General features: G+C 67.1%; 16 protein-coding genes. 15 read left to right on the plus strand and 1 reads right to left on the minus strand.

Annotated features, from left to right (window positions below):
• The first annotated feature begins 173 nt into the window (after positions 1 to 173).
• From QFZ41_RS00650 to QFZ41_RS00660, 3 genes are all read left to right on the plus strand, one after another.
• Positions 174 to 380 carry a DUF2795 domain-containing protein gene (locus QFZ41_RS00650; protein WP_429200156.1) on the plus strand — a complete coding sequence of 69 codons (207 nt, stop codon included), beginning with the start codon at positions 174 to 176 and terminating at the stop codon, positions 378 to 380.
• Between the two features lie 83 nt (positions 381 to 463).
• Complete coding sequence (locus tag QFZ41_RS00655; RefSeq protein WP_429196933.1) at positions 464 to 2,242, plus strand: thiamine pyrophosphate-requiring protein; 1,779 nt, start codon at positions 464 to 466, stop codon at positions 2,240 to 2,242.
• Between the two features lie 17 nt (positions 2,243 to 2,259).
• A complete protein-coding gene (locus QFZ41_RS00660; protein ID WP_429196935.1) occupies positions 2,260 to 2,808 on the plus strand; it encodes a cysteine hydrolase family protein in 549 nt (182 codons plus the stop codon).
• A 47-nt stretch (positions 2,809 to 2,855) separates the two neighbouring features.
• Here the strand turns inward: QFZ41_RS00660 and QFZ41_RS00665 are convergent, their stop codons facing one another.
• A complete protein-coding gene (locus QFZ41_RS00665) occupies positions 2,856 to 3,404 on the minus strand; it encodes a DUF4142 domain-containing protein (RefSeq protein WP_429196937.1) in 549 nt (182 codons plus the stop codon).
• Between the two features lie 173 nt (positions 3,405 to 3,577).
• Between QFZ41_RS00665 and QFZ41_RS00670 the strand changes: the two genes are divergently transcribed.
• Genes QFZ41_RS00670 through QFZ41_RS00725 form a run of 12 tightly spaced genes read left to right on the plus strand, consistent with a single transcriptional unit; the run spans position 3,578 to position 14,701 of the window.
• Positions 3,578 to 4,225 carry a cytochrome c3 family protein gene (locus QFZ41_RS00670; RefSeq protein ID WP_429196939.1) on the plus strand — a complete coding sequence of 216 codons (648 nt, stop codon included), beginning with the start codon at positions 3,578 to 3,580 and terminating at the stop codon, positions 4,223 to 4,225.
• Complete coding sequence (locus tag QFZ41_RS00675) at positions 4,222 to 6,978, plus strand: 4Fe-4S dicluster domain-containing protein (RefSeq protein ID WP_429196941.1); 2,757 nt, start codon at positions 4,222 to 4,224, stop codon at positions 6,976 to 6,978. The genes QFZ41_RS00670 and QFZ41_RS00675 overlap by 4 nt, the downstream gene beginning before the upstream one ends.
• A complete protein-coding gene (nrfD, locus tag QFZ41_RS00680) occupies positions 6,975 to 8,288 on the plus strand; it encodes an NrfD/PsrC family molybdoenzyme membrane anchor subunit (RefSeq protein WP_429196943.1) in 1,314 nt (437 codons plus the stop codon). Before QFZ41_RS00675 ends, nrfD begins: the two co-directional genes overlap by 4 nt.
• Positions 8,285 to 8,812 (plus strand): DUF3341 domain-containing protein, encoded by a 528-nt coding sequence (locus QFZ41_RS00685; RefSeq protein ID WP_429196945.1) that lies wholly within the window; start codon positions 8,285 to 8,287, stop codon positions 8,810 to 8,812. Before nrfD ends, QFZ41_RS00685 begins: the two co-directional genes overlap by 4 nt.
• Complete coding sequence (locus tag QFZ41_RS00690) at positions 8,809 to 9,369, plus strand: c-type cytochrome (protein ID WP_429196947.1); 561 nt, start codon at positions 8,809 to 8,811, stop codon at positions 9,367 to 9,369. Before QFZ41_RS00685 ends, QFZ41_RS00690 begins: the two co-directional genes overlap by 4 nt.
• Positions 9,366 to 10,166, plus strand: coding sequence for a hypothetical protein (locus tag QFZ41_RS00695; protein WP_429196949.1), 801 nt, complete (start codon positions 9,366 to 9,368; stop codon positions 10,164 to 10,166). The genes QFZ41_RS00690 and QFZ41_RS00695 overlap by 4 nt, the downstream gene beginning before the upstream one ends.
• The gene (locus tag QFZ41_RS00700; RefSeq protein ID WP_429196951.1) at positions 10,163 to 10,471 is read left to right on the plus strand and encodes a hypothetical protein; all 309 of its coding nucleotides are present in this window, start codon (positions 10,163 to 10,165) and stop codon (positions 10,469 to 10,471) included. The genes QFZ41_RS00695 and QFZ41_RS00700 overlap by 4 nt, the downstream gene beginning before the upstream one ends.
• A complete protein-coding gene (locus QFZ41_RS00705) occupies positions 10,468 to 11,247 on the plus strand; it encodes an SCO family protein (protein WP_429196953.1) in 780 nt (259 codons plus the stop codon). The genes QFZ41_RS00700 and QFZ41_RS00705 overlap by 4 nt, the downstream gene beginning before the upstream one ends.
• Positions 11,244 to 12,182, plus strand: a complete 939-nt coding sequence (coxB, locus tag QFZ41_RS00710; RefSeq protein WP_429196955.1) for a cytochrome c oxidase subunit II — start codon at positions 11,244 to 11,246, stop codon at positions 12,180 to 12,182. Before QFZ41_RS00705 ends, coxB begins: the two co-directional genes overlap by 4 nt.
• The gene (gene ctaD, locus QFZ41_RS00715) at positions 12,169 to 13,770 is read left to right on the plus strand and encodes a cytochrome c oxidase subunit I (protein ID WP_429196957.1); all 1,602 of its coding nucleotides are present in this window, start codon (positions 12,169 to 12,171) and stop codon (positions 13,768 to 13,770) included. The genes coxB and ctaD overlap by 14 nt, the downstream gene beginning before the upstream one ends.
• Positions 13,767 to 14,411 carry a cytochrome c oxidase subunit 3 family protein gene (locus tag QFZ41_RS00720; protein WP_429196959.1) on the plus strand — a complete coding sequence of 215 codons (645 nt, stop codon included), beginning with the start codon at positions 13,767 to 13,769 and terminating at the stop codon, positions 14,409 to 14,411. Before ctaD ends, QFZ41_RS00720 begins: the two co-directional genes overlap by 4 nt.
• Entirely contained in the window at positions 14,408 to 14,701 is a 294-nt protein-coding gene (locus QFZ41_RS00725) for a cytochrome C oxidase subunit IV family protein (RefSeq protein WP_429196961.1), read from the plus strand. The genes QFZ41_RS00720 and QFZ41_RS00725 overlap by 4 nt, the downstream gene beginning before the upstream one ends.
• Positions 14,702 to 14,839: the final 138 nt, after the last annotated feature.

A 14,839-nucleotide genomic window follows, 5' to 3' on the forward strand; every position in this document is an offset into this window, starting at 1 on the left:
ACGACCCTAGGCCACGGCTCGTGAAGATGGCACAGGCATGGTGTCGACAACGCGGGGACGACACCGAACGGAGACGTGGTCAGCATTGTGAGCCGCATGCTTAAACGCGAGCGACACGGCGGTCACGCCGTTTCTGAGAGCGTGCCTTCATCCCGGACACAGAGGTGAACATCATGACACGAGGTGTGGGTGGCAAATCCCCGGCGAATATCCAGAACTACCTTGAAGGCGTGAGTTATCCGGCCGATAAGGCCACGCTCGTCGAGCGCGCGCGGTCGAACGGCGCGCCGCGCGAAGTGATGGAGGTGATCGAGCAGTTGGACGACCAGGAATACGGCGGGCCGCAGGAGGTGATGAAGAGTTACGGGAAAATCGAATAGCGGCTCCGATCGATTTTCACGTACACGCGATTCACCGCGGTACACCATAGGACGCCTCCGGACCGATCTCCATGGCAGGCACGATGAGCAAGACCACTGGCGACTTCCTCCTGGAACGACTGGGCGCATGGGGCATCCGCCGCGTGTTCGGTTACCCCGGCGATGGCATCAACGGCATCATGGGTGCGATGGGACGCGCGGCGGACCGTTTCGACTACGTGCGCGTGCGGCATGAAGAAATGGCCGCCTTCATGGCGGCCGGCCACGCGAAATTCACGGGCGAGGTCGGCGTGTGCCTGGCCACGTCCGGCCCCGGAGCCATCCACCTGCTCAACGGCTTGTACGACGCGAAGATGGACCACGTTCCCGTCGTCGCCATCGTCGGCCAGCAGGCACGGTCCGCGCTCGGCAGCGACTACCAGCAGGAGGTAGACCTGCACGGCCTGTTCAAGGACGTCTGTGCTTACGTCGAGACGGTGGTCAGCCCGGCGCAGATGCGCCACGTGATCGATCGCGCCGTGCGAATCGCCAAGGCGGAGCGCGCGGTCACCTGCGTGATCGTTCCCAACGACGTGCAGGAGAGCCCGGCGGTACCGAGTCCGCCGCGTGTCCATGGCAACGTCTACTCCGGTGTCGGGCACGCACAGGGCCTGCCCGCGCCCACCGACGATGAACTGCGCCGCGCGGCGGACATTCTCAACGCTGGGTCGAAGGTCGCCATCCTCGTGGGCGCCGGCGCGCTAGGCGCCGGCACGGAAGTGTCCCAGGTAGCTGACATCCTCCAGGCCGGCGTCGCCAAGGCGCTGCTGGGCAAGGCGGTGTTGCCCGATTCACTGCCCTACGTCACCGGTTCGATCGGCCTGCTCGGCACGAAGCCGAGTTGGCGCCTGATGGACGAGTGCGACACCTTGCTGATGATCGGCACCACGTTTCCCTATTCCGAATTCCTTCCCGCGGACGGACAGGCGCGCGCCGTGCAGATCGACATCGAGCCGCGCAACGTCTCCATGCGCTACGCCACGGAGGTCAACCTCATCGGTGACAGCGCGGCCACGCTGCGACGCCTGCTGCCCCTGTTGAAGACAAAGGACGACACGACCTGGCGGGAGCGCATCGAGGTGGACGTGCGCAAGTGGTGGCGCGCCCTGGAACTGAAGGCGATGGAGCCTGCCTCGCCGATCAATCCGCAGCGCGTATTCTGGGAGCTTTCCCCGGTCTTGCCGGATCGTGCCATCGTCACCGGCGACAGCGGATCCAACACCCACTGGTTCGCGCGTGACATGAAGATCCGCGACGACATGATGGCCTCGGTCTCCGGCAAGCTCGCCACGATGGGCAGTGCGGTGCCCTACGCCATCGCCGCCAAGATGGCCCATCCGGACCGGCCGGTGCTGGCGATCGCCGGCGACGGCGCCATGCAGATGAACGGCAACTCGGAGCTGGTCACGATCAAGCAGTACTGGAAGCGCTGGAGCAATCCGAGCCTGGTGATCATGGTGCTGGTCAACCACGACCTGAACCAGGTGACGTGGGAACAACGCGCCCTCGCAGGCGACCCAAAGTTTTCCGCCGCCCAGGACGTCGAGGATTTCCCCTATGCACGCTACGGCGAAATGCTGGGTTTCAAGGGCATCCGCGTCGACGACCCCGAGCGTATCGCGGATGCATGGAGGGAGGCGTTCGCCGCCGACCGGCCCGTCGTCATCGAGTTCGTGACCGACCCCGACGTGCCGCCCCTGCCGCCGCACATCACCTGGGCGCAGGCACGCGCTTACATGAGCGCGCTGGGCCAGGGCGATCCCGACCGCCGGGGCGTGATCCGGCAGACGCTGCGCGAGGTACTCGCCGGCTGGATCGACTGATACGAAGGAGCTAGCGCTTGAGCCATTCGCCCGCATTGTTGATCCTGGATGTATTCAACACCTTCGACTTTCCCGGCGGGGATGAGCTCGCCGCGCATACCAGGGCGATCGTCCCGTCCATCGCCGCCTTGCGTGACCGCTTCCACGCGCACGGCGCACCGGTCATCTACGTCAACGACAACTTCAGCCGCTGGCAGGACGGCTTCGACGAACTCGTCGACTTCGTGCGCGGCGCCGGTGGCACCGGCCGCGAGGTCGCCGAGGCGTTGGCGCCGGCACCCACCGATCTTAAGCTGGTGAAGCCGCGGCACTCGGCGCTGTTCGAGACCGCGCTGCCGTCCCTGCTTTCGTTCCTGAACGTCCGGCGGCTCGTCGTGACCGGTATCGCCACCGACTCGTGCATCCTCGCGACGGTGCTGGATGCCCACGTGCGTGGCTACGAATCGGTCGTACCCGTGGATACGACGGCGGCGCAGACGAAGGAAAGGGTCGAGCGGACGCTTGTCCACCTGCGCGATACATGCGCCATGGAGACACCACGCTCGACCTCGATCGTCCTGCCCTGATCAGGCGCCGCGGGACGCGTGCACCACCGTCTTTTTTCCTTCCAACCTCATGGCAGCTGCCGGGCCATCTCGAGATGATGCTGAAGGGTCGGGAGCGTCTTTGTCGCGAACGCCTTCAACTCAGCGTCCTTGCCGCTGGAGGATTCCTTGCTGAAGAGCTTAACGGCCTTCTCGTGGTCCTTGACCATGCGCTTCTTGAAGGCGGCGTCGAATTCGTTGCCGCTCAACTTGGTCATGTTCGCGGCGGCCTTCGCCGAATCCGGCGGCGGCATCGCGGAGACCTCGATCGACTTGCCGGACGCGATCGTCTTCAGTTCCTCGTTGGCCTTGGTATGGTCGTCCACCATCTGCTGACCGAAGGTCTTCACGGCGCTGGATTGCCCCTGGCTCGCGCCGAGCTTGCCCAACTCGACCTCCGCCAGGCCCGAGGCGCTTGCTTCCTGGACGAACAGGGCGTCGGGCGCGTTGGATTTCGCCGATGGCGACGGTGCGGCGCGGTCGGCCTGTGCCGCGTTGGTCTGCGCCTGCACGGTGCCGGCGAAGGCCATCGCCATCGCCAGCGAGGTCGCGAGCATACGTTTCGAAAGAGTCGTCATAAGGGCCACCCGGTGGTGTTGAGGTGCGCTTGATGTCGCATGGCGCCCATGAAGCACGCGTGGACGCAGGGTGTCGAACCCTTCAAGAGAACGCACGGCAAGAGGTGCGTTTCACGAAGCGCGCACGGTTTCGCGACTAGCGTTCACGGGGTCAGGCAGGACCGACGAGGGAGATGGCACAGATATTCCACCCACGCTCTGGTCTCTACGCAAAGCTGGCATGGCTCGTGCTGCTGGTGGCCGCCGTCGTCGGCGTCGCGGTGTGGCGAAGCGCCACCGGCGAACCGAACCGTGAAGACGAGGCCGTGGAACAGCCGGTTCCTTTCAGTCACCAGCATCACGTGGGCGAGGTCGGCCTCGACTGCCGGTATTGCCACGGCGGCGTGGAGAAGGACGCCTTCGCTGGCATACCGCCGGTATCCACCTGCATGACTTGCCATTCGCAATTATTTACCGACCAACCCTTGCTCGCGCCACTGGTCGAGAGCTGGCGGAGCGGTGTGCCGCTGCGCTGGGAGCGCGTGCACGACTTGCCGGATTTCGTCTACTTCGACCATTCGATCCATGTCGCCAAGGGCGTCGGATGCGTGTCGTGCCACGGCAGAGTGGACAGGATGCCGCTGATGCGGCGCGAAGCGTCGTTGTCGATGAAATGGTGTCTCGACTGTCATCGCCATCCGGAGGAAGCGGTGCGGCCGCGCGACCAGGTGTTCGCCCTGCGCGAACCCGACCCGCGCGACGACCGCCTGGGCATGGCCCTGGTCGACGCGTACCGGATCGACCGCCGCCGTCTCACCGACTGTTCGGTATGTCACCGATGACCGCGTACGATCCGCTGCCGGCACTCGCGGCGATGGAGCCGGCGATGGGACGCCGCGAGTTTCTTCGGTTGCTCGGGGCATCCCTGGCATTCGCCGGACTGGCGGGATGCTCGGGGCCACCGCCGGAACGCATCGTTCCACAGCTAGGCCGGTCCGGCCGGTCCGCACCGGACTCCGCCCGCTACGCCACCGCCCTGCTCAGCGCGGGCGATGTCGTGGGCGTGGTCGTGCAACTGCGTGATGGCCGGCCCATCCGCATCGACGGGAATCCAGGCCATCCGTCGAGCCTCGGAGGCAGCGACGCCCGCCTCCAGGCCGCCATCCTGGATCTGTGGGACCCCGCCCGCTCGAACGCGCCACGCCGCGACGGCGTGCCATCGAGCTGGGCCGCGTTCGAGGGCGAGGCAGCGGCGATGCGCGAACGCTTCGCCGGCTCGGGCGCCGGTCTGCGCATCGTTTCCGGGGCGTTGCATTCGCCGACGCTCGCCCGCCAGCGGGACGCCCTGCTCGCGCGTTATCCGGAAGCGCGCTGGCACGTGCACGAGCCGGCGATGGGCCGTCCGGCGGACCGCGTCTACGATCTGTCGAGGGCAGCGGTCATCGTGAGCCTCGATGCAGACCTGCTCGGCATGTCCCCCGGGCACCTGCGTCATGCGCGGGAGTTCGCGGCGCGGCGCATCGACATCGCGCGCATGACTCGCCTTTACGCGATCGAACCAACGCCATCGCTAACGGGCCGCAACGCCGACCATGCCTGGGCGGCGTCCGCGCGCGATATCGTCGCCATCGCCCGCGCACTCGCCGCCGCGGTCGGCGCCACCGCGCGCGCAGCCAGCGATCTCGACGCGGCGTCGCGACACCGCGTCGAGGCGATCGCCGCCGATCTCAAGGCCCATCGCGGTGCGTCGCTCGTGGCGGTCGGGCCGTACCAGCCAGCGGAAGTCCATGCGCTGGCCGATGCCATCAACCGGACGCTGGATAACGAGGGCGTCACCGTGCGCTCGGCAACGCCCGTTCTCTCGACGACAGGAGACCTCGCGGCGCTGCTGGACGACATGCGCGGCGGACGCGTCGACACCCTGCTCTCGCTCGACGCCAATCCGGCCTACACCCTCCCCGGCTTCGCGGAGGCGGCTGCGCGCGTGCGGCATACCATGCACCTGGGCAAGTACCGTGACGAGACAGCCTCGTGCTCACGATGGCATCTTCCCGCCCTTCATCCGCTCGAATCCTGGTCGGACCTGCGTGCACTGGATGGCAGCGTCACCATCGTGCAACCGGTGCTCGCGCCGCTCGTCGACGGGCGTTCCGCGCACGACGTGGTCGAGCTCTTGCTGGGCGGCCTCACCGACGACCCACGCGGGCTCGTGCGGACCACATGGAGTGCGCTGCTGGCCGAAGAGGACGCATGGACGAAAGCGTTGCGGGATGGCGCGTTTCGCGACACGCGGCCGGCGACGCCCGTCGCACCGGTGCCCGCGGCGGCCGCACCGGCACCGGACAAGGACCATGGGTCGGAAGGTGACGAAGACCTGGACATCGTGTTCCGTCCCGATGAGTGGTCGTGGGACGGGCGCCATGCGGAGAACGCATGGCTGCAAGAGCTTCCTCGCCCCGTGACGTCGCTGACCTGGGGCAACGCCGCGCTGGTATCGCCGGCGCTTGCGAAGCGGCGTGCGCTCGGCGATGGCGACGTGATGAAGATCGACGTGGCCGGCCGTTCCATCGAAGTCCCCGTGCTGGTCGTCCCGGGGCAGGCCGACGGTACTGTGACCCTCACCCTCGGCCACGGGCGGCGCGGTGGTCTCGGCGGCGGCGTCGGTCACGATGCCTATCCACTGCGCGGTGGCGACGAGACGTGGCGGATCGCGGGAGCGACGCTCACGCCCCTGCATCGGCAGGAACCTCTAGCCACGACGCAGCGGCACCAGAAGATGGAAGGGCGCGATATCGTCCGGGTGGGTACCCCCGCGTCTCCGCCCGACTACCCCGCCCCCTCGAAGCCGGCGAGCTTCTACGGCGAAAAGGCGCCGGGTGAGTACCGCTGGGGCATGAGCATCGACCTGGCCGCCTGCATCGGATGCAACGCCTGCACGGCCGCCTGCCAGGCGGAGAACAACATTCCCGTGGTCGGCCGGAAGGAAGTCCTGCGTGGACGGCAGATGCACTGGATCCGAGTCGACCGTTATCACGAAGGAACACCGGCCTCGCCAAGCACCTACCACCAGCCCGTGCCGTGCATGCATTGCGAACACGCGCCGTGCGAGGTGGTCTGTCCCGTCGAGGCGACGGTCCACGATAGCGAAGGCCTCAACCTCCAGGTGTACAACCGCTGCATCGGCACGCGGTTCTGTTCGAATAACTGCCCCTACAAGGTGCGCCGTTTCAACTTCCTGCAGTACGCCGATTTCGCAAGCGAAAGCCTGAAGGCGATGCGCAACCCGGACGTGAGCGTGCGGCCCAGGGGCGTGATGGAGAAATGCACGTACTGCGTGCAACGCATCGAACGCGCCCACATCGACGCCGACCGCGACGGACGCCGTATCGCGGATGGCGAGGTACGGACCGCCTGCCAGGTGGCCTGCCCCACGCAAGCTATCGTCTTCGGCGACCTGGCCGACGCCGATAGCGAGGTCGCCGCCATCCAACGGTCCCCGCGGCGTTACCTGTTGCTGGAAGAACTGGGCACGCGTCCACGCACGAGCTACCTCGCGTCACTGCGCAATCCCAACCCGGCATGGGAGGACGCATGAACGCCGCGAGCGTCACCGACGTCGTCACCGGCCTCGCCCTGCGGCGCCCGCCCGGACGCGCGTGGAAATGGGGATTCGCCGTGGCGCTGTCGCTCACCGGACTGCTCGCCGCATCCATCGTGGTGCTGCTGGCGCGGGGCGTGGGCATCTGGGGTGTCGCGATGCCGGTCGCCTGGGGCTTCGCCATCGCCAATTACGTCTGGTGGATCGGTATCGGCATGGCCGGCACCTTCATCTCGGCCGCGTTGTTTCTCACGCGGCAAGGCTGGCGATCCGCGCTCAACCGGCACGCCGAGGCGATGACGGTGTTCGCACTCGCCGTCTCGGGCCTGTTTCCCGTGCTGCATCTCGGGCGCCCGTGGTTCGCCTACTGGCTGGCGCCATATCCCGATCGCATGGGGCTGTGGCCCCAGTGGCGCAGCGCGCTGGTGTGGGACTTCTTCGCGATCGGAGCCTACGTCATCGTCTCGGTGCTCTACTTCTACACGGGCCTGATTCCCGACCTGGCGGCGGTTCGCGACCGCGCCACGACGCGGGGGCGGCAGGTGTTCTACGGCCTGCTCGCACTGGGCTGGCGGGGTGAGGCGCGTGACTGGGAGCGCCATGCGACCCTGACCCGCATGCTCGCCGCGCTCGCGGTCCCGCTGGTGTTTTCCGTCCACAGCATGGTCGCTCTGGATTTCTCCGAAGGCCTGTTGCCCGGCTGGCACTCCACGATTTTCCCGCCGTTCTTCGTCGCCGGCGCCCTGTTCTCCGGCATCGCCATGGTGGTGGTCCTCAGCGTCCCGTTGCGGCGTGCCTATGGCCTGGAAGGCTTCCTCATGGATGCGCATTTCGACCGGCTGGGAAAACTGATGCTCGCCGCCGGCTGGGTCGTGACCTACGGATACGCCGCGGAGATCTTCACGGCCTTCTACGGGGGCGACCGCTACGACATCGCCCTCGTCGAACATCGCATGACGGGCGCGTACGCGTGGATGTTCTGGTCGACCATCGCCTGCAACAGCGTCGCGATCCAGGCACTCTGGTGGCGCCGCGTCCGCATCTCCCGTCCCGCGTTGCTCGCCGTGTCGGTGCTCGTGCTAGTGGGCATGTGGCTGGAGCGCTTCATGCTCATCGTGACGAGCCTGTACCGCGATTACCTGCCGTCCAGCTGGGGCACGTTTCACCCGACGGTGTGGGACATCGCCTTCCTGGCCGGCTCGGTGGGTTTGTTCGCACTGCTCTTCCTCGTCTTCGTGCGCTTCTTTCCGGTCCTTTCGATCGTCGAGCTGCGCAGGCAAGCCTCGTCCACGGAGGCCCGGTCATGACCGTCCAGGGCCGTCTCGTTCAGTTCGCGGATGAAGCGTCCCTGCGCGACGGCTTGCGCCGCCTGCGCGCGCAAGGCTACACGCGGATCGAGGTCTTCTCGCCCTACCCGCTCGACGACGTGCACGGCACGGTGGAACGCGCGGGTCGATGGATCCCGCGCATCATGTTCGGCGCGGGCCTCGTGGGAGGAGCGGGCATGCTCGCCATCCAGTACCTGTCCGCCGTGGTCGACTACCCCGTCGATGCCGGTGGGCGTCCGCATGCCAGTTGGCCAGCCTTCGTGCCGTCCGCGATCGAGGTGACGATCCTCTTCGCGGTGGTCGCGGGATTCATCGCCTTCCTCGCAGGTAGCGGCTTGCCCGCGCTTTACCATCCGGTCTTCGACGTGGCGTGGTTCGAGGAAGCCAGCCGTGACGGCTTCCTCCTCTGGTTGCGCGCCGACGACCCGCTGTGGGAATCGCGGCGTGGCGAAGACGATATCGCCGCGCTCCAGCCGCTCAGGCACGCGGAGGTCCATGCATGACCGGCCGGTTACCGCTCGCCGTGTCACTCGTGTTCGTGCTCGTGCTGGCAGGGTGCGAGCGCGGCATGCACGACATGTACGATCAGCCGAAATACAAGCGGGGGGCCGAGGCGCCGTTGTTCGCCGACGGAGTCGCCTCGCGTGTTCCGCCGGAGGGTTCCGTACCGGTCGACGATCCGGAAGCGATGCCCGCGCCGCCCGCGTTGACCCTCGGGCTGCTCGAACGAGGCCGCGATCGCTACACGATCTTCTGCGCGCCGTGCCACGGCGCCGGGGGCGATGGCGATGGCATGGTGGTTCGCCGCGGTTTTCCCGCACCGCCCAGTTATCACGAGGCGCGGCTGCGCGATACGAACGACGCGCACCTCTATGACGTGATCACGCGGGGCTGGGGCGTGATGTATCCCTATGGCGACCGGCTGTCCCCCACCGACCGTCAGGCGGTCGTGGCGTACATACGCGCCTTGCAATTCAGCCGCCGCGTTCCCGCCGACCGGCTCGAGCCGGAAGACCTGGCCCATCTGCGCGAGTCGACGGCGAAGGAGCCCAACCGGTGATCGCCCGCCTCTGCCTGCTTGCCTGGCTGCTCGCCACGTGGGCGGGCGCGGGTGCCGTCGCCTGGCTGGCGATCCACCGGCTGACGGGAGGGACGTGGGGGGCGGCGATCGGACCGCGCCTGCGACGACTTCGCCTGTTGCTTCCGCTGGCGGCCATCGCGTCGATCGCGATGCTCATGGCCGCCGCGCACTTCTTCCCCTGGTTGCACCAACCCGTGGAAACCGAGCGCCGCTGGTACTTCGGCCAAGTTTTCCTCGCCTGGCGCACGGCCGCATGTTTCGCCGCGTGGGGCGTCGGCGCCTGGGCGACGCGGCGGGCGCCGGCCGCTACGCTGATCCTGTGGTTGTTCGCGTGCGGCGTCTTCGCCAACGACTGGATCGTCTCGCTATCGCCCGGCTGGCGATCCTCCGCCATCGGGCTGGTCGCGGCGCTGGGACAACTCGTCGTCGCCTTCACCCTGGTCACCTTGCACGCGCCTGCCGGCGACGTCGCGACGACGCGTGTCTCCCGCGACCTGGGCAACCTGCTCATCGCGCTATGCCTCGGATGGGCGTACCTGGTGGGCGTCGATTACCTCACCGCGTGGATGGCCGACCTGCCCTACGAAGCCGCGTGGTACCTGCCGCGCACGCGCGGGGCGTGGGCATCGCTCGCGGTGGCGGCCCTGCTCTTCCACCTGTTCATCCCCTTCGCCGTCTTGCTGACGCGGTCCATCTCGACGAAGGCCTTGCACGCCGCGGCCGCGACAGCACTGCTCGGGCAAGCATGCCACCTGGCCTGGATGGTGCTGCCATGAGCCACGAACCGCAGGCGATCGACAGCCGCCATCTCGTCATCGTGGGCATTGTCATGCTGGTGTCGACGGTGACCGTGCTCGGCGTGTGCTTCCTCATCTGGCGCACCTGGGCGGCGTCCGAGCCGCTGCCGGTGCAGCCGGTAGGCCAGCCGCGGCTACAGGCGCGACCGGCGAGCGATCTCGCGGCGTTCCGGCGGCAGCAAGCGGCGCAGGACCGGTGGGAATGGGTCGACGAGCGGCATGCGACGGCACGCGTGCCGGTCGAGCGCGCCATGCGGCTGATGACGCGGGAGCCACCGCGATGAACCGCCTCATCACCTTGCTGATGCTTCTGATCGCCTCGATGTCCGCGGCCGCGGCGCCGCCACCGCCCGCGGACATCGACGCCCGCGCGGGATTCGACCAGCACGTGGGTGCGGCGCTGCCGATGTCCGCCAGGATCGTCGACCAGGACGGCGAGGCGAGAACGCTGGCCGGCATCGCGCATGGCAAGCCACTCGTGCTGGCGTTCGGCTACTACCGGTGTCCCAACCTCTGTGACCTGACGTTGCACGGCATCGGCCGCGCCGTGTCGACCATGACCCTCGATGCCGCCTCGGACTTCCACGTGGTGTTCCTCAGCGTCGACCCGGACGAGACCGCCGCCGCCGCACGCGAAGCACGCACCATGCTCGCCGGCATGCGACCGGGCGCGCGCGCCGCGACATGGACGTTCGGCACGGCCGACGCCGCCACGATCGCCAGCTTGACCCGCGTCGCCGGCTTCCGCTACTTCCTCGACGAACGCACGAAGGAGTACGTCCATCCCGCGGGACTGATCGTGGTGACGCCGGAGGGACGGATCGCGCAGTATTTCTTCGGCGTCGGCTACGATGCCGGCGCCCTGCGCCTGGCCCTGGTCGATGCGTCGAACGGACGTCTCGGCGGCGTCATCGACCGCCTGGTGCTGCTGTGCTGCGGCTACGACCCCACCACCGGGCGTTATAGCGTGCTCGTCTCGCGCCTGATGATGGTGCTGGGAAGCCTCTTCGTACTCGGCATGCTGGTGGCGATCGGCCGCTTGCGGCGGAGGACGGCATGAACCTCCTGCCCCGCGCCTCGACCTTCGCCGGGCACCTGGACGCCATGTTCTACACCATGGTCGGGCTGAGCGCCGTGGTCGTGCTGGGTGTGTTCACCGCCATGCTCGTATTCGCTGTCCGGTTCCGCCGCGGCCGCCACGTGGATCGCAGCGGTGAGTCGCATCGCGAGCTGGGCATCGAGCTGGTCTGGACACTGGTGCCCTTCGCGCTTTTCGTGGGCATCTTCGTCTGGAGCATCGTGCTGTGGGTGGACATGCGAACGCCACCGGCCAACGCGGCCACGATCTACGTGATCGGCAAGCAGTGGATGTGGGAGTTCGAGCACCCCGACGGGCAGCGCGAGATCAACATCCTGCATGTCGCCTCCGGACAGCCCGTGAGGCTGGTGATGACCTCGCAGGATGTGATCCACGATGTCTTCGTGCCGGCGTTCCGGGTGAAGCAGGATGTCTTGCCGGGACGCTATACCGATCTCTGGTTCACACCGACCCGCGCCGGAAGCTACGACCTCTTCTGCGCGGAATTCTGCGGCACCGACCATTCGCGCATGCGCGGCACGGTAGTCGTCGACACGCCGGCGGCGCACGCGCGCTGGCTGGCCACGCATGCATCGGCCTCGCTCGCCGTGCGCGGCAAGGCACTCTTCACACGGTTCGGCTGCGCCGGGTGCCACGATCCCGCGTCCTCCGCGCATGCGCCGAGCCTGGACGGCTTGTACGGCAGCACGGTGCCGCTGGCGGATGGCCGCCAGGTGCTCGCCGACGAACGCTACCTGCACGATGCGATCGTGCTGCCGGCGAGCGAGGTGGCCGCGGGCTACGACCCGGTGATGCCCAGCTACAAGGGCCGCATCGACGAGTCCGACATCCTCGCGCTCATCGCCTATCTCAAGCGCCGCGGACAGGACCGGGAGACACCGCATGAGCCTCGCTGAGCACGCCCCACCCAGCTACCTCGACGATGGCGTCACGCTGCGCTCGTGGCTGCTCACGCACGACCACAAGCGCATCGCGATCCTCTATGCGGTGTCCATCACGTTCTTCTTCTTCCTCGGCGGCGTGGCGGCCGCGCTCATGCGGCTGGAACTGGCCACGCCCGCCGGCGATGTGATGAGCGCGGAAACCTACAACAAGACCTTCACCTTCCACGGCGTGGTGATGGTCTGGTTCTTCCTCATCCCGTCCATTCCCAACACGCTCGGCAACTTCCTGCTGCCGCTGATGATTGGCGCACGCGATGTCGCCTTCCCCCGGCTGAACCTGTTCAGCTGGTACCTCTACATGGCGGGCGGCCTGTTCACCATCGCCTGTCTCCTGCTCGGCGGCGTGGATACCGGCTGGACGTTCTACACGCCCTTCTCGACGATGTTCTCGAACTCCCATGTGGTGCTGACGGTGGTCGGCGTCTTCATCGTGGGCTTTTCATCGATCCTCACCGGCCTGAACTTCATCGTGACCATCCACACCATGCGCACGGAGGGCATGACGTGGTTCCGGCTGCCGCTGTTCGTGTGGTCGATGTACGGGGTATCGCTGGTGATGATGCTGGCGACGCCGGTGCTGGCCATGACCCTGGCCCTCATCGCCGCGGAGCGACTCTTCGGCGTGGGAATCTTCGATCCCGCCCTCGGCGGCGATCCCTTGCTGTTTCAGCACTTCTTCTGGTTCTACTCGCACCCCGCCGTCTACATCATGGTGCTGCCGTCGATGGGCGTGGTGAGTGAACTGATCACGGCCAGCGTGCGCCGGCGCATCTTCGGCTACCGCTTCATGGTGTATTCGATCATCGGCATCGCCGTGGTCGGCTTCCTCGTGTGGGGACATCACATGTTCGTCGCGGGCCAGTCGATGTATGCCGGCATCGTCTTCTCGATCCTCAGCTTCATCATCGCCGTTCCCTCCGCGGTCAAGGTCTTCAACTGGACCGCGACGCTCTACAAGGGAGACATCGCGTTCGGGGCGCCGATGATCTACGCGCTCGGCTTCGTGGGCCTGTTCATGGTCGGTGGGCTGACGGGGTTGTTCCTGGCGGCCATCGCACTGGACGTGAACCTCACCGACACCTACTTCGTCGTGGCGCATTTCCACTACATCATGGTCGGCGGCGCGGTCATGGCCTATCTTGGCGGCATCCATTTCTGGTGGCCGAAGATCACCGGCCGGCTTTATTCCGAAGCGTGGGCGCGCTTCGCCGCGATCCTCATGTTCCTCGGTTTCAACCTCACGTTCTTTCCGCAATTCCTTGCGGGTGCCGCAGGCATGCCGCGCCGGTACCACGAGTATCCGGCGGAGTTCGGCCTGCTCAACGTGCTCTCGTCGGCGGGGGCGGTGCTGCTCGCCTCGGCATACCTGCTTCCCATCGGGTATTTCCTCTGGTCGCTGCGGCATGGCGAAAAAGCGGGTCCCGATCCGTGGGGGGCGAAAGGGCTGGAATGGGAGACGGACTCACCGCCCCCGACACATAACTTCACCCGCCCACCGCCGGTCGACGAGGATGGGCCGTACGCGTATACGCCGCCATGAGCACGGAGGCGACACGGGTGGCCGGGCAGTTCGATGACGCCGCGCAACAACGCGAGGCGGCGACGCTGGGCATGTGGGCTTTTCTCGCCACCGAGATCCTGTTCTTCGGCGTGCTGTTCGCCGGCTACACGGTGTGCCGGTTGTTGTGGCCCGACGCCTTCGTCTCCGGCAGCCGGCATACCGACCTGCCGCTGGGGACGCTCGAGACAGCGGTGCTGCTCACCAGCAGCTTCACCGTCGCACTGGCGGTGCGCGACATGCAGCTGGGTGGCCGCGACACGGCTGCGTGGCTACTCGTCGTGACGGCCGCGCTGGGCGTGGCCTTCCTCGCGATCCACGGCATCGAATACCACGCCGACTACGAGGCCGCCGTCATCCCCGGCATCCGCTACGAGGAAGTCGGGCAGCTCGCCCCGGCGAAACAACTGTTTTTCATCCTGTATTACGTCACCACGCTGTTCCACGGCCTGCATGTGACGATCGGCGTGGTGCTCTTGCTGGTGATGGCGCTGAGGGTGCGCAGGGGTGACTTCCCGGCCGGGAACCATCCCGCGCTGGAGAACGCCGCGCTGTATTGGCACCTGGTCGACATCGTGTGGATCTTCGTCTTTCCCTTGTATTACCTGGTGGGCCGCGCATGAGCGAGAAGCCACCATCGTTGCGCGCCCATGTCCTTGCGCTTCTCGTCCTGGCGCTTCTGCTGGCGGCGACGGTGATCGTGGCCCGCGTGCACCTGGGCGCCTTGAACGCGGTCGCCGGGCTCGCCATCGCGGCGTTGAAGGCGATGGTGGTGCTGTTCTTCTTCATGAAACTGAAGGCCAGCGGCGCACCGGTGCGCTTCGCGGCGTGCTTCGGCTTCGTCTGGCTGGCGATCCTGATCGCGTTGACGCTCGGCGATTTCCTCACGCGCATGCCGGTGGTCGTCCACTGAGACGGCGCGGCAGTGGCTCCAGTGGCAGTGGCTCGGTGGGAGCCGACCTTGTCGGCGATGGGTGCTTGCCGTAATCCGGCCCGCTGCCGCGGGATCGCCGACAAGGTCGGCTCCCACCAGTAAGCGGCGAAGCCTGGC

Origin of the sequence: Luteibacter sp. W1I16 (assembly GCF_050434905.1) — a bacterium.
In the GTDB taxonomy this organism is placed as follows: Bacteria; Pseudomonadota; Gammaproteobacteria; order Xanthomonadales; family Rhodanobacteraceae; genus Luteibacter.